Raw genomic sequence first — 21,385 nt, forward strand, 5'->3', positions numbered from 1 at the left:
TGCGGACGCCCGCGCCGCCGGTCGCCGCGTCAGGAACCCACGCGCTCGATCCACCCCTGGGCGACCTCGAGGAAGAGGTCGTTCCCCTCCGGCTCGCCGACGGAGACCCGCACCCCCTCCCCGCCGAAGGCGCGCACCAGCACGCCGCGGTGCCGGGCGGCCTGCGCGAACGTCGTCGACCGGCGGCCCAGGGCCAGCCAGACGAAGTTCCCCTGCGGGTCGGGCACCTGCCAGCCCTGCGCGCGCAGCCGGCCGACGACCCGGTCCCGCTCGGCGACCACCTGCACCACCCGCGCCCGCACGGCCTGCTGCTCGGGCAGGGCGGCGAGCGCGGCGGCCATGGCCAGGGAGCTGACGCCGAAGGGGGTGGCGGTGGCGCGGAAGCCGGCGGTCAGGCGGCGCCGGGCCAGGGCGTAGCCGACGCGGAGCCCGGCGAGGCCGTAGGCCTTGGAGAAGGTGCGAAGCACCACGAGGTTCTTGTGCGCGGCCAGCAGGGCGGGCCCGTCGGTGGCGTCGGGCTGGCGGACGAACTCGATGTAGGCCTCGTCCAGGACGACCAGGACGTTCGCCGGCACGGCGGCGAGGAAGTCGGCGACCTCGGTCTGGGTCAGCGCCGGGCCAGTGGGGTTGTTCGGGCTGCACAGCAGGACCGCCCGGGTGCGCGGGGTCACCGCGGCGGCCATGGCGGTCAGGTCGTGCCGACCGGCGGCGTCGAGGGGGACGGTGACCGCCATCGCCCCGGCCACCTGGGTCGCGATGGGGTAGGCCTCGAACGACCGCCAGGGCAGGACGACCTCGTCGCCGGGCTGGCACACGGCGGAGAGGATGTGGGCCAGGACGGCGACCGAGCCGTTGCCCACGGTCACCCGCTCGGCACCGACGCCGTGCCAGGCGCCGAGGGCCTCGACGAGCGCGGTGGCGTGCATGTCCGGGTAGCGGTTGACGTCCGCGGCGGCGTCGGCCAGCGCGGCCAACACGGCGGGCAGGGGCGAGAACGGGATCTCGTTGCTGGAGAGCTTGAAGACCTGGGTGCCGACCGGGCGCTCGCCCGGCACGTAGGCGGGCAGGGACTCGATGTCCGGGCGCAGCCGGACGGCGGGGCTCTTCGGCATGGGCCCAAGGATGGCACCTGCCGACGGCGCCCGTCCGGGGTGGCCGTCGAGGTCGGGTCCCGCCTGCCCGTTGAGGTACCCGTCCCAGTTGCCCGTCGAGGTACCCGTCCCATTTGCCCGTCGAGGTGCCCGTCCCAGTTGCCCGTCGAGGTGCCCGTCCCAGTTGCCCGTCGAGGTGCCCGTCCGGGCGGGACGGTACCGTCAGCGGTCGGCGATGGATCCCGCCGGGGCCGCGCTCAGGCCCGAACCGCCGCCAGGCTGATGGTTCCTGTCTCGTCGACCCACGGCGGGCAGGACCGTGCCCGCGGGAGGAGATCCACGATGCGACCACCTGCCTGGTCCCAGATCGGCCGGATGAGCGTCCTGGTCGCCGTCGGCGGCTCGATCGGCACCGCTGCCCGCGCCTGCCTCGAGTCCGTCTTCCCGCCGCCACCGGGCGGGCTGCCGTGGGTCACGCTGGTGATCAACGTCGCCGGCTCGTTCGCGCTCGGCCTCATCCTCGAGCTGCTGCTCCGCGGCGGACCGGACAGCGGATGGCGCCAGGCCCTGCGGCTGGGCTGCGGCACCGGCGTGATCGGCGGCTTCACCACGTACAGCACCTTCATCCTCGAGATCGACCGGCTCGCCCGGGAGGGCGCCCTCGCGACCGCCGTCGGCTACACGGCGCTGAGCGTCGGCCTCGGCCTCGTGGCGGCGGGCACGGGCATCGCGACTGCGATCCGGATCGCCCGGCACTCACGGCCCGCTGGGTCCGCAGGGTCCGCAGGACCCGCCCGGTGATCGCCCTGCTCGCCGCGCTCGCCGGCGGGCTCGGCGCCGCCGCCCGCTTCCTCCTCGACACCCTGGTCGCCCGCCACAACCCGCTCGGCGTCCCCCTGGGCACGATCGTCGTCAACGTCACCTCCTGCCTCCTGCTCGGGCTCCTCACCGGCTGGGCCATCGCCCACCCCGCCGGGACCGCGGTCACGACCGTCCTCGGCGTCGGCCTCCTCGGCGGTTACTCCACCTTCAGCACCGCCACCGTCGAGGGTGTGCGCCTGCTCCGCGGCGGTGACGCGTGGGCGGCGCTCGTGCACACCGGCGGCATGCTCGCCCTGAGCCTCGCCGCCTCGACGCTGGGGCTCCTCGTCGCTGCGTGAGGCCCCGATGCTCCCGCCGCGCAAGGACGCGCAGATGCCTCCCGCCCGGTAAAGACGAGGCCCGGGGCACCGGCGATGGCATGATCGGGGACCATGTCGCTGCTCGTCAGGTTCGTGGTCAACGGCGTCGCGCTGTGGCTGTGCTCGCTCATCGTCCCCGGCATCGCGCTGCCCCCGGGGGCCACCACCGGCGAGCAGCTGCTCGGCCTCGCGGTCGTCGCGGCGGTGTTCACCCTGGTCAACCTCGTGGTGCGGCCGGTGGTGAAGCTGCTCTCGCTGCCCTTCTACCTGCTCACGCTGGGCCTGTTCTTCCTCGTGGTCAACGCCCTGATGCTGCTGCTGACCGGCTGGCTCTCCGGGCTGACCGGCTTCGGGCTGGAGGTGGATGGGTTCTGGCCGGCGGTGCTGGGCGGGCTGATCATCTCGGTCGTCAGCTGGATCCTGCACGCGGTGATCCCGGGCGACCACGACTGACCGCACCCGTCAGCGCCCTGGCTGCTGGACCGTCAGCGCCCCGGTCGCTGAACCCGTCAGCGAGCGCCCGGGCCGCTGGACCCGTCAGCGCTCCGCCCGTTCCTCCGTCGTCCGGAAGACCTCGAAGACGATCGCGTCGGTGCGGGCGCCGGGCACCCCGGCCGCCCGGGCGGCGTCGTCCCGCGCGAGCCACGCCTGCACGCCCGGGTCGTCGATGCCGCGGAGCAGGTCGGCGGTGCGCTCGTAGCCGGGCAGCCGGTGCGCCTGGCCGGCCGCGGCCTCCCCGCCGGCGACGGCGACCGTGACGTGGTTGAGGCGCGGCGCGTTCGGCTGGCCGTCCAGGCCGACCACCGGGTCCTCGACGTCCTCCAGGCTCAGCACCGCGACGTCGTCGGGCAGGCGGACCGGCCCGATCGGGCTGCCGGCGGTGAGCACCGTGGTGATGGCGTACCGGGCGCGGACCACCGGGTCGGCGGCGAGCCGGGCCGCGACCAGGCCGCCCTGGCTGTGCCCGACCAGCGTGACCGGCTCCCCGGGCCTGACGCCGGCCTGGTCCAGCGCGGTGGTCACCCCGGTCTCCATGTCGCTGGGCAGCCCGGCGAGGGTGCGCAGGTTCGTCTCGTTGTCCATCGGGTTCGCCCCGCCCGCCCAGGGGCTCTGCGTGCCGGGGACGACGACGGTCCAGCGCCGGGCGCCGTCGGGCGTGGTGGTCCGCAGCACCTCCACGGCACCGGTGCCGCGCTGGCGGATCTGCCGCTCCAGCGCCGGGATCCGGCCGAGGACCTGGGCCGGGCCGGCGGGGGTGGCCACCGGCCGGGCCAGGGCGGTGGCGACGGCGGTCGGCGGGCCGAAGGTGCCCCCGCCGCCCTGCCACGCGCCGGCCGGCGCCGCGCCGTCGGCCGGCGGTCGACCGGGCGCGGCGGGCGGACCGGTCCGCCGCCCGGTGCCGGTGGTGCCCGTGGCCCTGCCCGGGTCGGTGGCCCGGACGGTGAGCCCGGGCAGGTCGCCGTGCCCCAGGAGCACGCTGGCGCCACCGACGACCGGCAGCAGCCCGACCGCGGCCCGCTGGACCGGGGTGAGGTCGGTGACGTCGACCATCTCGCCGTCGACGAAGACGATCCCAGTCAGGGCGGTGTCCTCGAGGAACTGCAGGTCCTCCCCCAGGGCACGGACGTGGCGCTGCACGGCGACGGCGTCCGGGCCGTCCTCGCCGAGGGTGTCCGCGGTGGCGCCGACGTGGCCGGCGATGTTGACCAGCTCCGCGGCCCGCGCGGCGAGCCGGAGCCGGACCGGGACGAGCCGGGTCGGCAGCCAGTAGACGAGGTAGCGCCACAGCGGTGGTCGGAAGCTCGCGACGACCTGCTGCTCGGCCTCCTCGTACCACTGCTGCTGGAGCTCCAGGTCGGCGGCGAGGTCGCGGACGGCGGGCGCCAGGCTGCGGAGGGAGGGCGTGCCCCAGCGCAGCTCCTGGATGCGGGCGTCGACGGCGTGGGCGGCGGGGACGGTCTCGACGTAGTACCCGAGCAGCGTCCCGCCGGCCGCGCCGAGCGCGGCGTCCGCGCCCTCGGCGCTGTCGGCGGCGGCGAGCAGGGCCTGGCGCAGCGCTGACATCTCGGCGGTGTCCACGGCGGTGCCCGGTCCGCCGGTGATCATCACGGTCGGGCCGGCGCCTTGCCCGGCGCCCGCATGCGAACCGGTGCTTCCGCCCGGGCCCGGCCCGGGCCCTGACCCCTGATCGTGCAGCGGACTGGGGTCCAGGGAGTAGACCCGCCCGGCGGTCACGTCCCGGCCCTCACGGCGCGGAGGGCCTCGCGCTCCTGGTCTGCCGTGAGCGCGGCGGTCAGCACCCCGGCGAGGGCGGGGTAGAGGCTGTGAACCTGGTTCAGCAGCGCCCCGACCGCCTCGGCGTAGGCGCGGGCGCCGCTGCCCGACCACTGGGCGGGCAGCGCGTCGGTCAGCTGGGCCGCGGCGGTGCCGAGCGCCTCCCGGCTGGCGCGGAGGTGGCTGACCAGGTCGGAGGGCACCGGCGGTGCCCACGGCAGGCACTGCTCGGCGGCGGGGATGCTCACCGCGGCACCTCCTCGGGTCGGGCCTGGCTGGACGCTAGGCCGCGGCGCTGCCGGCGGGACCACCCGGGCCGAGGGGCTGTGGAGGAGGAGACCGACCGACAGGTGCTGTGCGGAGGCGGGCGTTGGCGCGGCACCTGGCGGTGCCGCTGCCTTCCGAGAGCGCGATGCTCAGGGCGGCGTACCGCAAGTCCGGACGACCTGCGTGTCGTGAGAGGCGTATGCCGGGAAGCAGCTCGAGCCAAGGGCGGTGCTGGCCCGGCACCCGCGCGGCCGACGCGCCAGGATGTCTCCATGTCCACCTTCCGCAAGCAGGGTTCGGCAGCGACCGTCGGCTTCGAGGCGGCCGGCCTGCGCTGGCTCGCCGCCGCCCCGGACGGGGCCGCCGTCGTCGAGGTGGTCGACGCCGGGGAGTGGTGGCTGGAGACCCGGCGCATCGCCGAGGGCCGGCCGGACGCCGACGCCGCGGCCGCGTTCGGCCGGGCCCTGGCGCGCACCCACGCCGCGGGCGCGCCGCACCTGGGCTGCCCGCCGGCGGGCTGGGACCAGGACGGCTTCATGGGCCGGGCGCCCCTGCCGCTGCACCCTACGCCCGGGCCGTCGAGCTGGGGGGAGTTCTACGCGGCCGACCGGCTGCTGCCCTACCTGCCGGCCGCCGTCGACAACGGCGCGATCGACGCCGCCGGGCTGCAGACGGTCGAGCGGCTGGCCGCCCGGCTCGCCCGCGGGGAGCTCGACCACGACCAGCCGGCGGCGGTGACCGGCGCCGCGGCCCGGCTGCACGGGGACCTGTGGGCCGGCAACGTGCTGTGGGCGGCCGACGGCGGCCAAGGCCGCTCGGCGGTCGCCGGCACCCTCATCGACCCGGCCGCGCACGGCGGCCACGCCGAGTCCGACCTGGCCCAGCTCGGCGTCTTCGGCGCCCCGCACCTGGACCGGATCGTCGCCGGCTACCAGGAGATCTCCCCGCTGGCCCCCGGCTGGCGGGAGCGGGTCGGGCTGCACCAGCTGCACATGCTCCTCGTGCACGCCGCGCTCTTCGGCGGCTCCTACGGCGTCCAGTCGGTGGCGACGGCGGCCCGCTACGTCTGACCGGTGTCCGGGGCGCCGGCAATCCGGCCTGCGGGGCCGGACGCCAGCTGATACTCCTCGCCCACCGGGGCGGGCTACCTATGCGCCTATCGACGTCGGTGCTCAGCACCCACCCTCGTCCATACTTCTGGAGCCGCGACCGGGCATGTGCGGGCCGCCACCTCCGGCCTTCCGTGGCTCGCTAGCTGACCGAGCCGGACTCAGCGCCGAACCGGGGGCACCTTGCGGTGTCGCTCGGCCGCGGCGTCGACACGACGCAGGTACTCGTCATGGTCGATCGCGCCGCGAGCACGATCGGTCAGGTTCTCCACGTCCTCACGGTTAGGGGTCCAACCCTCGTGCCAGGCCGACGCGAGCGACTGCACCACGGCGCGCCGCTGAGTCTCGTCGAGCTGCGCGAACAGCTCGGGCCACCGCTGCTCAATGTCGAACTCCTCGGCCATGACGGGCCTCCCCTCTCGGTGGTCTCATGGTGGTCTGTCTCAGCTCAGACTACCGGAGTTCCCGAAAACGATGTAGGGGTAGCTCTGAGTGAGTTCGTTTCGGTCGCCCGAGGTCCGAACGTTGCGTTTTGCCACGCATGTGGCACGATTACGTTAATAACCTTGTAACGGTTGGCTCTGGGGGGCGTGGAGTGCGGGCACTGGCTCACGTGGATAGGTTCGGAACTTCGGGTTCCGAGAGCCAGCCATTATCGGCAGGATCACCTGCCCTTCATGACTGCCGCGACCGTCGCCGACGGGTGTGCAACTCCGTGGGGGCACGAGCTTGAGCCAACGGAGATGCAACCGATCGCCGCCGCATCCATCACCACTTCGCCGCTACCTGCGGACGCTATGGAGACTTCGCCGCCAGATGCAGGAACCAGCATCCTCGGTGACACGGAAATTTACGATGCCACACCTATATGACACCGCCAGCTAAATGTACGGTTGCGTGAGACGTAGCACCGACCCACAACTCATACCTGCAGGGCTGCGTAGCCCGCGCAGGAGTAGTTTGGGGCGGCTGGAATATCGGATCGATGGGTAGGCGAGAAATATGTGCCCAAGGACTGCTGTGCCGAGAGAAACGATCTTCGGCAAGATCGCCCACCGTCGGGACAGGCCGCGACTGTTGCCGATCGTCAGAGTGGTCAGGCGAACAGTCTGGTCATGTAACGCTACTGGCTGTGCCGGCCATGTAGGGGTGACAGGCACTACCGAGCACAGGGAGACCGGATGTCCGACGAAGACCGGTTCGAGGACCTCTACCGTCGGCACCGTCCCGACGTCGAACGGTTCGTGCGCCGTCGGGTACCTCCTGCCCAGGTCGAGGACGTTGTGGCGGACACCTTCCTGGTCGTTTGGCGCCGGCTCGACGATGCGCCCGACTCGCCACGCCCGTGGCTGTTCGGCATCGCACGCCGGACCATCCTCTCCACCACTCGGTCGCACGGACGTTGGGAGGCCCTCAGGGTCCGCATCGCATCCGAACCCCACCTGGTCGACGGCGAGCTGGCGAGCGAGGTGGCCTCGCGCGCCGATCTGCTAAGGGCGTGGCGGCGGCTCAACGATGGCGAACGCGAGGTACTCAGCCTCGTTGCCTGGGACGGGCTGAGCGTTCGCGAGGCGGCCATCGTGCTGGGCTGCCAACCCGGCACCTACCGAGTGCGACTGCTGCGGGCTCGCCGCCATCTGCTGCACATCCTCGAGCACATCCCGCTCACCGACTTCATTCCTGCCGTCCCGCTCAGCGAGGGAGCACAGTGATGACCACGATTGACCGGACACTCGTGTCCCGTCTCGCCGACTTCGACCCAGTGCGCCACGAAGCCCCGGCGCCACAGGAGGAGGCAGAGGCCACCCTCCAGTGGGTCCTCGCGCACGACCGCCCGCAACCTCCCGCCGAGCGTCACGTCGCCAGGCGCAATGTCCTCGTCGGAGCCGCCGCGGCCGTCGCACTCGCCGTCGGCTCCCTCACGCTGCCGTCCCTGCTGGGCGAGAGCGCGATTCCGAGGGCGGCCGCCATCCCGATGCTCGACTACGCGCAGCCCAACGGCACCGACGCCGCCACCGACCTCAATCACCTCGCCGACCAGCTGCGTGGCTCATCGGCCACCGCCAACGACGAGGCTGGCCGGTACCACTTCGAGCATCGCCGGTACGTCGGCTACTCAACGCACGAGGCAGAGGTGTCGGAGGGATATTGGGAGGTCGACGGGCTCGAGCTCAGCGAGGTCGACTCGTATTACTGGGTTGACACCACTGACTTCTCCGGCGGGCGGCGGGATGTCGGAGGTCCCACCTTCACCATCCCTCCAGGTGAGGCCGGAGGTCAGGGCGGCGTCCCCGACACACCAGAGGCTCTCTACAACATCATGCTAGACAGCGACCAGCGTCAACGCTTCCCGGGCCATTACCTAATCGACGCCTATAATCATCAAGCCAACCGACTCGGCTACGACGACCGGGCTACTTTCCTCAGCGCGATCGCCCTTGCGGACGACGTCACCTCCTACGGTCAGGTCACAGACCGAGACGGGCGCGTCGGGGTTGCCTTCGGCGCCTCGCGCGCGGAGGAAGACGAAGAGGGCGAGATCGTAGAGATCGAGCTGATCATGGTCATCGAGCCCTCCACCGGGAAGGTGCTCGAGACGGACACGATCTACCCCAACGATCTCCCCGGCGCTCCAGACGTCGTCGAGGAGTACGAGCTCGTGGTGGAATCCCGTTACACCGACACGCTGCCGTCCTGTGGGAGCGCCACCTGCCCTGGCGCGAGTACTACCTACAATTAGGCTATCGGGCTATCGGATCAGGCGCACCCGTATAGGAAGGTCGAGGTCGACCCAAGCTCTGTCGGCGGTAAGGACTACGGGAGGGTTGCTCCGCACCGCGAGCGCGAGGCAGCACCTGTCGCCGAGGGAGAGGTTCGCCCCTCCCTCCAATGCGCGCATGGCTCCTGCAAGCTCAGCGTCTTCTTCGAGTACCGGCTCGATCTTCACGCCTGCGGTGACGAGTAGAGCGCGGACACGGGTGACATCAGCTCGCGCGTCCACCAGCTTTCCGATCACCTCTGCCAAGTTGGCCGCGCCCAGCGATGCCGAGGGCAGCTCGGCAGCCACCATGTCCGCACCGGGCTCGCCATGGACGAGCGCGAGGACGGCCGAGGCGTCGAGGACGCTCACTCGGCCCTCGACGCCGCGAGGCGTCGTTCGGCCAAGAGTTCATCGACCAGCGAGCGCGATCCGGGAACCTGGTGAGCCAACCCCCGCAGCTCAGCAACTGCATCTTGTGGCCGCTCGAGCACGACACGCTGACCCGACACCCGCATGTGCAGCCGATCTCCGGGGGCAAGCCCGAGAGCTGCCCGGACCTCCACCGGGATCACCAAACGACCTTGTTGGCCGAGCACCAGTGTGGCATCCATCCCCCGATCATGCCATGTCGCCGGGAGCCCTGCCACACCGCGCCAGCCCTCAGGCCGTTGGGTAACGCCCGGAGCCCGACCGTGCAGGCACTGGTCTGCCGCAGGTGTGTGAGGAGGCCCGGGCTGGAGCCGGCGGCGCGGGTACGAGGGCACCGCCAGGGACACCACCGTCCGGCACCTGTTCTACGAACCGAAGCACGCCACCGTGAGCGTTGACCTGACCCCGCTGGAGGGCACCGGCCCGACTGGTGGACATGGCCGGCAGCCGGTCGAACCAAGTGCTCAAGGACTGGCTCGGCGCCCGCCTGCCGAGCGCACGGACGCCATCACGTTCGTCGCCTTGGAGAGGCTCACCGGCTCCGCACAGGGCTTCCGCAACCGCACCTGCTACATCACCACGTCCCTGATCCAGGCCGACGGGCCCCGGCTCCAGCTGCGCCTCGATCGTGAGGAGCCGGGTCACTTCGCCCGGCTCCTGGGACTTCTCGCGATTCGTTCGCACACATGCATGAATATCCTCAGGATGGGGGTATGGGGGTCTACTCGACGGACGAGCGAGATGCCGACGTGGTACGACGGCGGACGCCTACCGCGTGATGATCGTGCAGCCCCGGCCGTCGGGTGAGCGCGTACAACATCGACGCGGCGACCGTCGAGGACGTCAAGGCGTGGGCGGTTCACAACGCTGGGCAGGGCGGGTACTCTCGGGCCGCTCGTTTCGGCCAGTCAGCGGGGTATCACCCTCATGTGGCTGACCCCGCCCCCCGAGGGCGTGATGGAACAGCTGGACCGCTAGCGAGCAGGGGCAGCGACTCTAGCCAGACTCGCCCCGGCACCGACCCGCACTACCCGCGCGGCTGCCTCGCCACCCACTCCGCCAGCGGCACCCGTGGGCCGGTGTAGAACGGCACCTCCTCGCGCACGTGCCGGCGGGCGCCCACGCCCCGGAGCTCGCGCATGACGTCCACGATCCGGTGCAGCTCGCCGGCCTCGAAGGCGAGGATCCACTCGTAGTCGCCCAGGGCGAAGGCGGAGACGGTGTTGGCGCGCACGTCCGGGTAGTCCCGGGCGGCCATCCCGTGCTCCCGGAGCAGGTCCCGGCGCTCGTCCTCGGGCAGCAGGTACCACTCGTAGGAGCGCACGAAGGGGTAGACGCACAGGTAGGCGCCCGGCTCCTCCCCGGCCAGGTAGGCCGGCACGTGCCGGCGGTTGAACTCGGCGGGCCGGTGCAGCCCAACGACCGACCACACCGGCGCCAGGTGGGCCCCGAGGTCGGAGGCCATCAGGCGGTGGTAGGCGTCCTGCACCTGCTCCACCGCGGGCGCGTGCCACCACACCATGAGGTCGGCGTCGGCGCGCAGGCCCGCGACGTCGTACCAGCCGCGCAGCACCACCCCCGCGCCGGCCACGGCCTCCTCGGCGGCGGCCACCAGGGCGGCCCGCTCGGCGTCGTCGGACGGCAGCGGGGCGGCGGTCGCGAACACCGACCACATGGTGTAGTCGATGGTGGCGTTGATGCTCTCGGTGTCGGCGCCGGCGCCGATGCGGGCCGGGCTGGGCTGGGTCATGCGGACCTCCTGATCTGGGTGGGACGGGCGGCGGGGTGGCGACGGTGCGGGGCGCGGGGCGCGGTCCGCCGTGGGCGCGGGGCCGGGCGACGACGCCGGCTGGTGCGGCCGGGCAGGGCCGACGACGGCGGCGCCGGCAGCGCGCGGGTCAGCGCACCGCCACCGGGGCCTCCTCGCACGCCGCCGGGACGGCGTCGGCGCCCTCGCGCACGAGGCAGCACCCGGGCGGGCAGACGTCGTGCCAGGGGCCGGCGGTGCCGACGGCGACCCGCGGGACGTCCTCGCCGCGCTCGGTGGCGGCCCGCTCCACGAGCAGGTCCACCAGGCCGCCGACGAACCGGGGGTGGGTGCCCGCGGTGGCCGCCCGGGCCATGGTCAGGCCGAGCCGGTCGGCGGTCTCCCGGGCCTCGGTGTCGAGGTCGTAGATGACCTCCATGTGGTCCGAGACGAAGCCGATCGGGGCGAGGACGACGGCGCGCGCGCCGCCCGCGACGACCTCGGCCAGGGCGTCGTTGACGTCCGGCTCGAGCCACGGCGTCGCCGGGCTGCCGGACCGGGAGCAGTACGCCAGGCGCCAGTCCAGCCGGTGGCCGAGCCGCTCCTCCGCGGCGGCCACCACCAGCGCGCCGATGTCGAGGTGCTGGGCGGAGTAGGTCGACCCGCCCGGCGCCCGAACCCCGGACGCCACCTCCATGGCCGTCGGGATGGAGTGGGTGACCAGCAGGAGCGGCGCGTCGGCGCCGGCCTCACCGAGGCTGGCGTAGGCGTCCACGACGGCGTCGACGTTGGCGTCGACGAACCCCGGGTGGTTGTAGTACGGGCGCACCTTGTCCACCACGAGCTCGCGCCCCTCGCCGGCCAGGGTCGCCAGCGCGGCGGCGATGTTCTCCCGGTACTGCCGGCACCCGGAGTAGGAGCCGTAGGCGCTGGTGACCAGGGTGAGGACACGCCGCGCCCCGTCGTCGTGGAGCTCGCGCAGGACGTCGGTGAGGTAGGGGTCCCAGTTCCGGTTCCCCCAGGCCACGGGCACCTCGACGCCGCGGGCGGCGAGCTCGCCCCGCAGCGCGGCGAGCAGGTCCCGGTTCTGGTCGTTGATCGGGCTCTTGCCGCCGAAGGCGTAGTAGTGCTCGCCGACCTCGGCGAGCCGCTCGTCCGGGATCCCCCGCCCGGCGGTGACGTTGCGCAGGAAGGGCACCACGTCCGCCGGGCCCTCGGGGCCGCCGAAGGACAGCAGCAGCACGGCGTCGTAGGGGCGCAGGGTGGTCATCTCGTCAGCTCTCTCTCGGCGGGGCGGCCGGCGACGGCGGCCGGCGGGTGGTCGGCGGTGCGGCGGTGGGGCGCGGTCGCCCGCGGGGCGGTGCGTCGGCCGGGGGCGGTGCCGGACCTGCCGACGGCGGCGGGCTCGGGGTCGGCGACCGGCTCCGCGGGCACGGCGGCCGGGGCCGCGCCGACGGCGGCCGGCTCGGGGCGGCGTTCACGGCGGGCTGCGCGACGACGGCGGCCGGCTCGGGGACGGCGACCGGCTCCGGGGTGCCGGGCACGGCGGGCGCCGCGGCGCCGTCCGGGGCAGCGCCGTCGTCGTCGGCCGGCCCGGGGACCACCAGGCCCAGCGCCTGCTCGAGGGCGCGCAGGTGCTCCTCGTCCCGGCCCTGGCGGCCGGCGGCCCGGGCCCGGACGGTGGGGGTGTGGACGAGCCGCGCGGCCAGCCGGCGCAGGGCGTGCGCGGCCCGGTCGGCGGAGACCGCTCCGCCGGGCAGGCGCTCGATCTCCTCCGCCACGGCCGCCTCGACGGACTCGCGCAGCGCGACGACGGCGGCGTCCATGCGTCGCTCGGCGGTCTCCTCGGCCAGCTCGCGCACCCCGGCGTCGACGAGCGCGCGGGCGCGGGCGACCTCGGCGGTGGTGGCCACCGGTGCGTGCGCGCGCACCGCGCCGAGATCCACGAGCAGGACGCCGTCGAGGTCCGCCACGGCGGGGTCGACGTCGTGGTGCAGCGCGAGGTCCACCAGGACCAGCGGCTCCGGCGCACCGGTGCGGGCCCGGGCGGCGCGGGCCGCGGCGACCGTGGGGACGTCCAGCAGCGGGGTCCCGGTGCCCCGGCAGGTGACCACCAGGTCGGCCGCGGCCAGGCCCGCGCCGAGGTCCGTCGGCGCCGGCCGTACCCCGTGGTCGGCGGCGAACGTCTCGGCCCGGCCGGAGGCGGACCACACCCGGACGTCGGTGGCGCCGCGCGCGCGGAGCGCGGCCAGCGACGCGCCGGCGTAGGCGCCGGTGCCCATGAGCAGCGTGCGCCGGCCGGCCCATGCGCGGGCGGCCGGGGCGGTCTCGGGCGTCCCCGCCGCGCCGGGGAGGACCGTTCCCGCCCGGTCGGCGGGCACCGCGCCGGGGGCGGCCGTCCCGGCCGCGTCGGCCTGGACCGCGCCGGCCGCGCCAGCCCGGTCCGCGGCCAGGTCCAGGGCGACGGCGACGACCGACCGGCCGGCCCGGGCCAGGTCGGTGCTGACCGCGATCCGCCGCGAGGTGCGGGTGGCGTGCTGGAGGACCCGCTCCAGCAGCGGGGTGGTGGTGCCGGCGGCGCGGGCGGCGGCCAGCGCCCGGCGGACCTGGCCGATGATCTCCCGCTCGCCGACGACGAGGGAGTCCAGCCCCGCCGCGACGGCGAAGGCGTGCGCGACGGCGGCCTCGCCCGTGGCGGACCGCATCAGCCGGGCGACCTCGGCGGGTGCGGTGCCGCTGGCGACGGCGACGGCCTGGTGCCCGGCGGCGCGGGCCGCCTCGGTGTCGGTGGCGTCGAGGTAGAGCTCGAGCCGGTTGCAGGTCGCGAGGACGACGGCCCCGCGCACCGCCGGGCTGGCCGCCACGGCCGCCGGACCCATCGCGGCGGCGCCGACGGATAGGCGCTCGACGTCGCTGAGGTCGAGGTCGTGGTGGTTAGCGGAGAGCAGCACGAGCACCACGAGTCAGTAGTGAACCATTTTTTCGGCGGCACGGCACAATGACCGGGTGACCCATTCCCCCACCGCCGCCCCCGGCGCCGGTCAAATCGCCGTGCCGCCGCTGATCGAGGCCTTTTCCGGGCGCCGCCCCAGCGCCATCCCGGTGTGGTTCATGCGCCAGGCGGGCCGGTCGTTGCCGGAGTACCGGGCGGCCCGCGCCGGGGTGGGGATGCTCGAGGCGTGCCTGCGCCCGGACCTCGCCGCCGAGCTGACCCTGCAGCCGGTGCGCCGGCACGGCGTGGACGCCGCCATCTTCTTCTCCGACATCGTCGTCCCGCTGCGGCTGGCCGGGGTGGACGTGGACATCGTGGCCGGGGTAGGCCCGGTGCTGGCGGAGCCGGTGCGCTCCGCCGCCGACGTGGACCGGCTCACCGCCCGCCCGCCGGGGGACCACGCGGCGATCGCGGAGGCCGTGCGCCTCGTCGTCGCCGAGCTGGGCACCACCCCGCTCATCGGGTTCGCCGGCGCCCCGTTCACCCTGGCCGCCTACCTGGTGGAGGGCCGCCCGTCCCGCGACCACCTGGCCGCCCGGACGCTCATGCACGCCGACCCGCAGCGGTGGGCCCAGTTGCTGACCTGGGCCGCCGACCTGTCCGGGGCGTTCCTGCGCGCGCAGGTCCAGGCCGGGGCCCGCGCCGTCCAGCTCTTCGACTCCTGGGCCGGGGCGCTGTCGCTGGCGGACTACACCCGCCACGCCGCCCCGTTCAGCGCCCGGGCGGTCGCGCCCGCGGCCGCGCTGGGCGTGCCCGTGGTCCACTTCGGCACCGGCACCGGGGAGCTGCTGGCGGCCATGCGCGACGCCGCGGCCGACGTCGTCGGGGTGGACTACCGGCTGCCGCTGGACGTGGCGAACGAGCGCCTGGGCGGCCGGACCCCGGTGCAGGGCAACGTCGACCCGGCCCTGCTCGCCGCGCCGTGGCCGGTGCTCGAGGCGCACGTGCGCGAGGTCATCGACCGGGGCCGCAGCGCGCCGGCGCACGTGGTCAACCTCGGCCACGGCGTCCCGCCGACCACGGACCCCGGCGTCCTCACCCGGGTCGTCGAGCTGGTGCACGCGCAGTGAGCGACGACGCCGTCATGCCCACCGCCCGTGCCGCCCGCACCACCGCCACAGCCCCCACCACCAGCACGGCGCGGACCCCCGCCGACGGCGGCCGGGACCGAGCCGACGGCGGCCGGGACCCCGACGTCGTCGTCGTCGGCGGCGGGATGGCCGGCCTGGTGACCGCCTACGAGCTCACCCGCCGGGGCCGGCGGGTGCACCTGCTGGAGGCCGCCGCCGACGTCGGCGGGCTGGTCGCCGGCGCGGAGCTGGGCGGGACGGTGGTGGACCTGGGCGCCGAGGCGTTCGCGCTGCGCCGGCCCGCGGTCGCGGCCCTGGCGGCCGAGCTCGGCCTGGCCGTGCAGCAGCCGGCCGCCGGGTCCTGGCTGTGGGCCGCCGGGTACGCCACGCCGGTCCCGGCCCGCTCGCTGCTCGGGATCCCGGCCGACCCCGGCGCCCCCGACGTCGTCCGGGCGCTCGGCCCGGCGGGCGCCGCCCGGGCCGCCCGGGACGCCGACCTCGGCCCCGACGTCGGCGCGGACGCCGCCGACCTGGCCACCCTGGTGGCGGCCCGGATGGGCCCGGCCGTGCTGGACCGGCTGGTCGCCCCGGTGGCCGGCGGCATCCACTCCGCCGACCCCGCCGCCCTCGCCGTCGACGCCGTCGCCCCCGGGCTGCGGCGCGCCCTGCGGGACCGAGGCTCGCTGGCGGCCGCCGTCGCCGCGCTGCTCGACGCCGCCCCGCCCGGGGCGCCGGTGGCCACCGTCGTCGGGGGATGCACCGCCTGCCGGCGGCCCTGGCCGCCACGGTGCGCGGAGCCGGCGGCCGGATCAGCACCGGCGCGGCGGTGACCGCGGTGCACCGCGGCGGGGCCGGGTGGGCGGCGGACGTGGCCGGCACCGGGCGGCTGCACGCGCCCGCCGTCGTGCTGGCGACGCCGGCCCGGACCGCCCTGGGCCTGCTCGGCCCGGCCGGGGCCGGCTGGGACCTGCCGGCCGGCAGCGCGATCACCCACCTGACCCTGCTGCTCGCCGCGCCTGCCCTGGACGCCGCCCCGCGCGGGTCCGGGGTGCTCGTCGCGCCGGGCCCGGTGCGGGCCAAGGCGCTGACCCACCTGAGCGCGAAGTGGCCCTGGCTGCGGGCGGCGCTGGGGCCGGGCCGGCACGTGGTCCGGCTGTCCTACGGCCGGCCCGGGGAGGACGTCGGCGACGTCGACGGCGCCCGGGCGGTGGCCGACGCCGCCACCCTCCTCGGGGTGCCGCTGGCCGAGGAGCAGGTGCTGGCGCACCGGGTCGTCCGGCGCACCGACGTGCTGGCCGCCCCGACGCCCGCGCACCGGGCCCGCGTCGCCGAGCTGCTCGCCGCCCTCCCGCCGGGCCTGGCCGTCACCGGCGCCTGGGTGGCGGGCACCGGCCTGGCCGCGGTGACCGAGCACGCCCGGGCGGTGGCGGCCGAGGTGGCCGGCGCACCGGCCGGCGGGTGGCTCGGCGACCGGTCCGCCGGGGCCGACGCCACGGCCGCCGCCCGGAAATGACGCAGCGTCACAAAAAGCCGCCGACGGCGAATATGTCGCCTGCGTCACTGTGGGAGCACCCTTGTCCGCGCGATTCCGGCCGGCGCCCTGCGGTGGTTCCGGGACATTCCTGACGCCGTGTCAGGAAAGGAGGTGACGCGGCGTCAGATTCCGGGTTTCGACATTCCTCCCGGCGGCGCCCACACTGGGACGGTGACCCCGCCCGCCCCGCTGCGTATCGGCACCCGCGGCAGCGACCTGGCCCTGACCCAGACCACCACCGTGGCCGAGGCGCTCCGGGCGGTGACCGGCCGGCCGGTCGAGCTCGTCACGATCCGCACCGAGGGTGACCGCTCCCGCGCCTCGCTGACCGCGCTGGGCGGCACCGGCGTGTTCGCGGCCGCGCTGCGCGCCGCCGTCCTCGCCGGCGAGGTCGACCTCGCCGTCCACTCCCTCAAGGACCTGCCGAGCGCGCCCGCGGCCGGCCTGACCATCGCCGCCCTGCCGCCCCGGGCCGACGCCCGGGACGTGCTCTGCGCGCGGGAGGGCTGGACCCTGGCCACGCTGCCCGCCGGCGCCCGGGTCGGCACCGGGTCCCCGCGCCGCGCCGCCCAGCTGCGCCGAGCGCGGCCGGATCTGGTGGTCGTGGACATCCGCGGCAACGTCGGCACCCGCCTGGGCCGGGTCCGCCTCGGGGATCTCGACGGCGTCGTCCTCGCCGCGGCCGGCCTGGCCCGGCTGGGGCTGCTCGACCGCGTCACCGACACCCTCGGCCCGGACGTCATGCTCCCGGCGGCCGGCCAGGGTGCCCTGGCCGTGGAGTGCCGCACCGCGGACGCCGGCGGCGAGCTCGGCGCCACCCTGCGGCGGATCGACGACCCGGCGACCCGGCTGGCCGTCGCCGCCGAGCGGGCGCTGCTGCGGACGCTCGAGGCGGGTTGCACCGCCCCCGTCGCCGCGCACGCCGCGGTCCGGGTGACCGACGGCGACCCGAACGCCGGCGGCCGCGAGGCCGGCGGTCCCGGCGGCGACCGCCGTAGCGAAGCAGTGGTTGAGCTGCGGGCCGGGGTCTTCGACGCCGCCGGCACCCGTGCGCTGCTCCGCACCGCGACCGCCGCGGTGCCGGGCCCCGACGACGGCGGTCCCCCTCCCGCCGGAGATGTCACCGCGGCGGGGGCCGCGGTGGCCGCCGCCCGCGACCTGGGCGCCGTCCTCGCCCGCGAGCTGCTGGCCGCCGGCGCCGCCGCCCTCGCCGACCTCCCCGCCCACGACCTGCCCGACCCGGGCGGGCCCGACCTGTCCGCCCCGGGAAGGCCCGACCCGTCCGGTTCCGGCGGGCCCGACCTGCCGGCACCGGGCGAGCCCCGTTCCGGCAGTTCCGACGGGGGCGGTGCGGCCGCCCGCCCCGGCGTGCGCCCATGACCGGCGGAGCAGTGACCGACGGACCAGCGGCCGACGGGCAAGCGGCCGGCGAACCAGCCGTCGGCAGACCAGCGGCCGGCGAACCAGCCGTCGGCAGACCAGCGGTCGACGGACCACCCGTCGACGGCGCCATCGCCGACGGCGCGGCGCTGGGCCGCGCCGCCACCGCCAGCCCCGGCCCCGACCTGCGCGGCGCCCGGGTGCTGGTCCCCCGGCCCGATCCCGAGGACCCCATCGCCCGGGCCGTCCGCGCGGCCGGCGGCACCCCGCTGAGCACCGCCCTGACCACGACCGCGCCGGTGGACCCGGCCCCGCTCGACGCCGCCCTCGCCGACCTCGCCGCCGGCCGCCACGACTGGCTCGCGGTCACCTCGGCCACCACGGTGGCGGTGCTGGCCGACCGGTCGGCCGCCCGGGGTGCCACGCTGGCCGACGTCGTCGGCGCCACCCCGGTGGCCGCCGTCGGCCGGGCGACCGCCGACGCCCTCGCCGCCCACGGCGTGCCGGTCGCGCTCGTGCCGCCGGAGGTGTCGACCGCCGCCGCGCTGGCCGCCGCCTTCCCGCCGGCGCCGCCCGGCGGCCGCGTCCTGGTCCCGCACTCGGCGCTCGCCGCCGCCACCCTGGCCCGGGGGCTGCGGGAGCGGGGGTGGACGGTCACCGAGGTCGTCGCCTACACCACCCGGCCCGCCGACGCGCCCGACCCCGCCGTCGCCCACGCCCTGGCCACCGGCGGCGTGGACGCCGTCGTGCTGACCTCCGGCTCCACCGCGGCGGCGCTCGTGGACCTCTACGGCCCGCCGCGCGCCGCCGTCTGCGCGATCGGGGAGCCCACCGCCGCGGCCGCCACCCGGGCCGGGCTGACAGTCGCCGCCGTCGCCACCCGGCAGACCCCGGCCGGGCTGGTCGACGCCGTCGCCCGCGCCCTGGCCACCCCCGCCCAGGTGGCGCCACCGCGTCCCGGCGAACCGTCGCCCCCACCGCCTCCCGGCAGAGTCGGCCCCACCGGCCCCTGCCCAGACCGCCCCGCCGTCCCGACCCAAGCAGGAGCAGCAGTGACCGCACCCACCACCACGTCCGGCCGGGCCCCCACCCGCCGCCCCGCCGAGCGGCCGCGCCGGCTGCGCGCCACCCCCGCGCTGCGCCGGCTGGTCAGCGAGCACCGCCTGCACCCGGCCGACCTCGTGCTGCCGGTGTTCGTGCGCGAGGGGATCGCCGCACCGACCCCGATCGCGGCCATGCCCGGGGCGGTCCAGCACACCCTGGACTCCCTGCGCCGGGCCGCCACCGAGGCCGCGGAGGCCGGCGTCGGCGGCCTGATGCTCTTCGGGGTGCCGGCCACCCGGGACGCCGTCGGCAGCGGGGCGAGCGACCCCGACGGCATCCTCAACGCCGGCCTGCGGGCGCTGGCCGCGGAGGTCGGGGACGCCGTCGTCGTGATGGCCGACCTGTGCCTGGACGAGTTCACCGACCACGGCCACTGCGGCGTGCTCGACCCCGCGGGCGGGGTGGACAACGACGCCACCCTCGTCCGGTACGAGGAGATGGCGCTGGCGCAGGCCGAGGCGGGCGCGCACCTGCTCGGGCTGAGCGGGATGATGGACGGCCAGGTCGCCGCGGTGCGCGCGGCGCTGGACGGCGCCGGGCACGTCGGCACCGGCATCGTCGCCTACTCCGCCAAGTACGCCTCGGCGTTCTACGGCCCGTTCCGCGAGGCGGTGGACTCCACGCTGACCGGGGACCGCAAGTCCTACCAGCTCGACCCGGCCAACCGGCGGGAGGGGCTGCGCGAGGCGACGCTGGACCTGGCCGAGGGGGCCGACGTCGTCATGGTCAAGCCCGCGATGGGCTACCTCGACGTGCTGGCCGACGTCGCGGCCCGCTCCCCCGTGCCGGTGGCCGCCTACCAGGTCTCCGGGGAGTACGCCATGGTCGAGGCGGCCGCCGCCCAGGGCTGGATCGACCGGCGGGCGGCGATCACCGAGTCGGTGCTCGGCATCCGGCGGGCCGGGGCCGACGTCGTGCTGACCTACTGGGCGACCGAGCTGGCCGGCTGGCTGCGCTGACCGGGCCGTCTGGTTGCGCCGACCCGGCAGCTGCCTGCATCGGCCGGCCCCCGCACGCACCCCACCCCGCCCCACCGACCCCGACAGGAGCGCGATGACCACCCCCGCCCGCACCACCGACGGCGCCGCCCGGCCCGCGGACCCCACCGCCGAGCTCTTCGCCCGGGCCCGCCGCGTCATCCCCGGCGGGGTCAGCTCGCCAGTCCGGGCGTTCGGGTCCGTCGGCGGGGACCCGCGGTTCCTGGCCGCCGCCCGCGGCCCCCGGGTCACCGACGTCGAGGGCCGGGAGTACGTGGACCTGGTCGCCTCCTGGGGGCCGGCGCTGCTCGGCCACGCCCACCCCGAGGTGGTCGCCGCGGTGCAGGCGGCCGCCGCCCGGGGGCTGTCCTTCGGCGCGCCGACGGCCGCGGAGGTCGAGCTCGCCGAGGCGGTCCGGGCCCGGGTACCGGTGGCGGAGAAGGTCCGGTTCGTCTCCACCGGCACCGAGGCCACCATGACCGCGGTCCGCCTGGCCCGGGGGGCGACCGGCCGGGACCTGGTGGTGAAGTTCGCCGGCGGCTACCACGGGCACGTGGACGCCCTGCTCGCCCAGGCCGGCTCCGGCGTCGCGACCTTCGCCCTCCCCGGCTCGGCCGGCGTCACCGCCGCGAGCGCGGCGCAGACGATCGTCCTGCCCTACAACGACGTCGACGCCGCGGCCGCGCTCTTCGCCGCCCGCGGGTCGGAGATCGCCGCGGTGATCACCGAGGCGGCGCCGGCAAACATGGGCGTGGTCCCGCCCGCGCCGGGCTTCAACGCCGCGCTGGCCGAGATCGCCGCGGCGCACGGCGCCCTGCTCGTCCTGGACGAGGTGCTCACCGGCTTCCGGGTCGGGCCCGCCGGCTGGTGGGGCCTGGACGGCGCAGCCAGGCCGGGCGGGACGACGGCGCTCGGCGGGCAGCCGTGGGCGCCGGACCTGGTCACCTTCGGCAAGGTCGTCGGCGGCGGCCTGCCGCTGGCCGCGCTCGCCGGCCGCGCCGAGCTGATGGACCTGCTCGCCCCCGCCGGGCCCGTCTACCAGGCCGGCACCCTGTCCGGGAACCCGCTGGCCACCGCCGCCGGGCTGGCCACGCTGCGGCTGGCCGACGCGGCGGTGTACGCCCGGGTAGACGCGGTCGCCGTCACGGTCGCGGCCGCCGTCGGCGCCGCGCTGGACGCGGCGGGCGTGGCCCACCGGGTCCAGCGGGCCGGGAACCTCTTCTCCGTCTTCTTCGGCGAGGCGGCCGCCCGGGACGGGGTGCGCAGCTACGCCGACGCCCAGGCGCAGGAGACCTTCCGCTACCCGCCGTTCTTCCACGCCATGCTCGACGCCGGGGTGGCGCTGCCGCCGTCGCTGTTCGAGGCGTGGTTCGTCACCGCCGCGCACGACGACGACGCCGTCGCCCAGGTCCTCGACGCGCTGCCCGGCGCCGCCCGGGCCGCGGCCGCCGCGACGCCGGGCCGCTAAC

At 76.1% G+C, this 21,385-nt stretch carries 21 protein-coding genes, 1 pseudogene and 1 riboswitch; of the genes and pseudogenes, 13 read left to right on the forward strand and 9 right to left on the reverse strand.

Features of this window, described 5'->3' with window-relative positions:
- Positions 1 to 29 precede the first annotated feature (29 nt).
- Positions 30 to 1,112 carry a histidinol-phosphate transaminase gene (gene hisC / locus MF406_RS17840; RefSeq protein WP_242895937.1) on the reverse strand — a complete coding sequence of 361 codons (1,083 nt, stop codon included), beginning with the start codon at positions 1,110 to 1,112 and terminating at the stop codon, positions 30 to 32.
- Positions 1,113 to 1,313: 201 nt separating this feature from the next.
- Positions 1,314 to 1,390, forward strand: a riboswitch (Fluoride riboswitch).
- Positions 1,391 to 1,433: 43 nt separating this feature from the next.
- Between hisC and MF406_RS17845 the strand changes: the two genes are divergently transcribed.
- The 3 genes from MF406_RS17845 to MF406_RS17855 all read left to right on the forward strand — a co-directional run bounded on the left by MF406_RS17845 (position 1,434) and on the right by MF406_RS17855 (position 2,725).
- On the forward strand, positions 1,434 to 1,892 hold the full coding sequence (locus MF406_RS17845; protein ID WP_242895938.1) for a CrcB family protein: 459 nt from the start codon (positions 1,434 to 1,436) through the stop codon (positions 1,890 to 1,892).
- A complete protein-coding gene (locus MF406_RS17850) occupies positions 1,889 to 2,251 on the forward strand; it encodes a CrcB family protein (protein WP_242895939.1) in 363 nt (120 codons plus the stop codon). The genes MF406_RS17845 and MF406_RS17850 overlap by 4 nt, the downstream gene beginning before the upstream one ends.
- A 93-nt stretch (positions 2,252 to 2,344) precedes the next feature.
- Complete coding sequence (locus MF406_RS17855) at positions 2,345 to 2,725, forward strand: phage holin family protein (protein ID WP_242895940.1); 381 nt, start codon at positions 2,345 to 2,347, stop codon at positions 2,723 to 2,725.
- Positions 2,726 to 2,809: 84 nt separating this feature from the next.
- Here MF406_RS17855 and MF406_RS17860 read toward each other — a convergent pair whose 3' ends face one another.
- On the reverse strand, positions 2,810 to 4,381 hold the full coding sequence (locus MF406_RS17860) for an alpha/beta hydrolase (RefSeq protein WP_242895941.1): 1,572 nt from the start codon (positions 4,379 to 4,381) through the stop codon (positions 2,810 to 2,812).
- A 122-nt stretch (positions 4,382 to 4,503) separates the two neighbouring features.
- Entirely contained in the window at positions 4,504 to 4,794 is a 291-nt protein-coding gene (locus MF406_RS17865) for a hypothetical protein (RefSeq protein ID WP_242895942.1), read from the reverse strand.
- A gap of 291 nt (positions 4,795 to 5,085) precedes the next feature.
- On the opposite strand from MF406_RS17865, the gene MF406_RS17870 reads away from it, so the two are divergent.
- A complete protein-coding gene (locus MF406_RS17870) occupies positions 5,086 to 5,883 on the forward strand; it encodes a fructosamine kinase family protein (RefSeq protein WP_242895943.1) in 798 nt (265 codons plus the stop codon).
- A 200-nt stretch (positions 5,884 to 6,083) separates the two neighbouring features.
- Here the strand turns inward: MF406_RS17870 and MF406_RS17875 are convergent, their stop codons facing one another.
- Positions 6,084 to 6,326, reverse strand: a complete 243-nt coding sequence (locus tag MF406_RS17875) for a hypothetical protein (RefSeq protein WP_242895944.1) — start codon at positions 6,324 to 6,326, stop codon at positions 6,084 to 6,086.
- A gap of 777 nt (positions 6,327 to 7,103) precedes the next feature.
- Here MF406_RS17875 and MF406_RS17880 point away from each other — a divergent pair.
- A complete protein-coding gene (locus tag MF406_RS17880; RefSeq protein ID WP_242895945.1) occupies positions 7,104 to 7,634 on the forward strand; it encodes an RNA polymerase sigma factor in 531 nt (176 codons plus the stop codon).
- Positions 7,634 to 8,662, forward strand: a complete 1,029-nt coding sequence (locus MF406_RS17885; RefSeq protein WP_242895946.1) for a hypothetical protein — start codon at positions 7,634 to 7,636, stop codon at positions 8,660 to 8,662. Before MF406_RS17880 ends, MF406_RS17885 begins: the two co-directional genes overlap by 1 nt.
- Positions 8,663 to 8,671: 9 nt before the next feature.
- Here the strand turns inward: MF406_RS17885 and MF406_RS17890 are convergent, their stop codons facing one another.
- From MF406_RS17890 to MF406_RS17910, 5 genes are all read right to left on the reverse strand, one after another.
- Entirely contained in the window at positions 8,672 to 9,052 is a 381-nt protein-coding gene (locus MF406_RS17890) for a type II toxin-antitoxin system VapC family toxin (protein WP_242895947.1), read from the reverse strand.
- Positions 9,049 to 9,294, reverse strand: a complete 246-nt coding sequence (locus MF406_RS17895; RefSeq protein WP_242895948.1) for an AbrB/MazE/SpoVT family DNA-binding domain-containing protein — start codon at positions 9,292 to 9,294, stop codon at positions 9,049 to 9,051. Before MF406_RS17895 ends, MF406_RS17890 begins: the two co-directional genes overlap by 4 nt.
- A gap of 845 nt (positions 9,295 to 10,139) precedes the next feature.
- Positions 10,140 to 10,862 carry a hydrogen peroxide-dependent heme synthase gene (gene hemQ, locus MF406_RS17900; protein WP_242895949.1) on the reverse strand — a complete coding sequence of 241 codons (723 nt, stop codon included), beginning with the start codon at positions 10,860 to 10,862 and terminating at the stop codon, positions 10,140 to 10,142.
- A 148-nt stretch (positions 10,863 to 11,010) separates the two neighbouring features.
- Positions 11,011 to 12,129 (reverse strand): ferrochelatase, encoded by a 1,119-nt coding sequence (locus MF406_RS17905; protein ID WP_242895950.1) that lies wholly within the window; start codon positions 12,127 to 12,129, stop codon positions 11,011 to 11,013.
- 4 nt (positions 12,130 to 12,133) lie between these two features.
- On the reverse strand, positions 12,134 to 13,819 hold the full coding sequence (locus MF406_RS17910; protein WP_242895951.1) for a glutamyl-tRNA reductase: 1,686 nt from the start codon (positions 13,817 to 13,819) through the stop codon (positions 12,134 to 12,136).
- A gap of 46 nt (positions 13,820 to 13,865) precedes the next feature.
- Between MF406_RS17910 and hemE the strand changes: the two genes are divergently transcribed.
- From hemE to MF406_RS17945, 7 genes and pseudogenes are all read left to right on the forward strand, one after another.
- Positions 13,866 to 14,921 carry a uroporphyrinogen decarboxylase gene (gene hemE / locus MF406_RS17915; protein WP_242895952.1) on the forward strand — a complete coding sequence of 352 codons (1,056 nt, stop codon included), beginning with the start codon at positions 13,866 to 13,868 and terminating at the stop codon, positions 14,919 to 14,921.
- Entirely contained in the window at positions 14,918 to 15,751 is an 834-nt protein-coding gene (locus MF406_RS17920) for an FAD-dependent oxidoreductase (RefSeq protein WP_242895953.1), read from the forward strand. Before hemE ends, MF406_RS17920 begins: the two co-directional genes overlap by 4 nt.
- Complete coding sequence (locus MF406_RS17925) at positions 15,676 to 16,434, forward strand: NAD(P)/FAD-dependent oxidoreductase (RefSeq protein WP_242895954.1); 759 nt, start codon at positions 15,676 to 15,678, stop codon at positions 16,432 to 16,434. Before MF406_RS17920 ends, MF406_RS17925 begins: the two co-directional genes overlap by 76 nt.
- Before the next feature lie 192 nt (positions 16,435 to 16,626).
- Positions 16,627 to 17,835: a hydroxymethylbilane synthase gene (gene hemC, locus MF406_RS17930; RefSeq protein ID WP_242895955.1), complete on the forward strand. Its 1,209-nt coding sequence runs from the start codon at positions 16,627 to 16,629 to the stop codon at positions 17,833 to 17,835.
- Positions 17,832 to 18,728: pseudogene (locus tag MF406_RS17935) on the forward strand (uroporphyrinogen-III synthase); the annotation flags it as partial. The gene hemC and the pseudogene MF406_RS17935, both read left to right, overlap by 4 nt.
- A gap of 159 nt (positions 18,729 to 18,887) precedes the next feature.
- Positions 18,888 to 19,898: a porphobilinogen synthase gene (gene hemB, locus MF406_RS17940; RefSeq protein WP_242897873.1), complete on the forward strand. Its 1,011-nt coding sequence runs from the start codon at positions 18,888 to 18,890 to the stop codon at positions 19,896 to 19,898.
- 94 nt (positions 19,899 to 19,992) lie between these two features.
- Positions 19,993 to 21,384 (forward strand): glutamate-1-semialdehyde 2,1-aminomutase, encoded by a 1,392-nt coding sequence (locus MF406_RS17945; RefSeq protein WP_242895956.1) that lies wholly within the window; start codon positions 19,993 to 19,995, stop codon positions 21,382 to 21,384.
- Position 21,385 lies beyond the last annotated feature (1 nt).

This window comes from Georgenia sp. TF02-10 (assembly GCF_022759505.1).
In the GTDB taxonomy this organism is placed as follows: Bacteria; Actinomycetota; Actinomycetes; order Actinomycetales; family Actinomycetaceae; genus TF02-10.

Coding starts and splice junctions, on each gene's coding strand:
- hisC (WP_242895937.1), bottom strand. CDS start 1,112: ATGCCGAAGAGCCCCGCCGTCCGGCTGCGCCCGGACATCGAGTCCCTG.
- MF406_RS17845 (WP_242895938.1), top strand. CDS start 1,434: ATGCGACCACCTGCCTGGTCCCAGATCGGCCGGATGAGCGTCCTGGTC.
- MF406_RS17855 (WP_242895940.1), top strand. CDS start 2,345: ATGTCGCTGCTCGTCAGGTTCGTGGTCAACGGCGTCGCGCTGTGGCTG.
- MF406_RS17870 (WP_242895943.1), top strand. CDS start 5,086: ATGTCCACCTTCCGCAAGCAGGGTTCGGCAGCGACCGTCGGCTTCGAG.
- MF406_RS17875 (WP_242895944.1), bottom strand. CDS start 6,326: ATGGCCGAGGAGTTCGACATTGAGCAGCGGTGGCCCGAGCTGTTCGCG.
- MF406_RS17880 (WP_242895945.1), top strand. CDS start 7,104: ATGTCCGACGAAGACCGGTTCGAGGACCTCTACCGTCGGCACCGTCCC.
- MF406_RS17885 (WP_242895946.1), top strand. CDS start 7,634: ATGACCACGATTGACCGGACACTCGTGTCCCGTCTCGCCGACTTCGAC.
- MF406_RS17895 (WP_242895948.1), bottom strand. CDS start 9,294: ATGGATGCCACACTGGTGCTCGGCCAACAAGGTCGTTTGGTGATCCCG.
- hemQ (WP_242895949.1), bottom strand. CDS start 10,862: ATGACCCAGCCCAGCCCGGCCCGCATCGGCGCCGGCGCCGACACCGAG.
- MF406_RS17905 (WP_242895950.1), bottom strand. CDS start 12,129: ATGACCACCCTGCGCCCCTACGACGCCGTGCTGCTGCTGTCCTTCGGC.
- MF406_RS17925 (WP_242895954.1), top strand. CDS start 15,676: ATGCACCGCCTGCCGGCGGCCCTGGCCGCCACGGTGCGCGGAGCCGGC.
- MF406_RS17945 (WP_242895956.1), top strand. CDS start 19,993: ATGACCACCCCCGCCCGCACCACCGACGGCGCCGCCCGGCCCGCGGAC.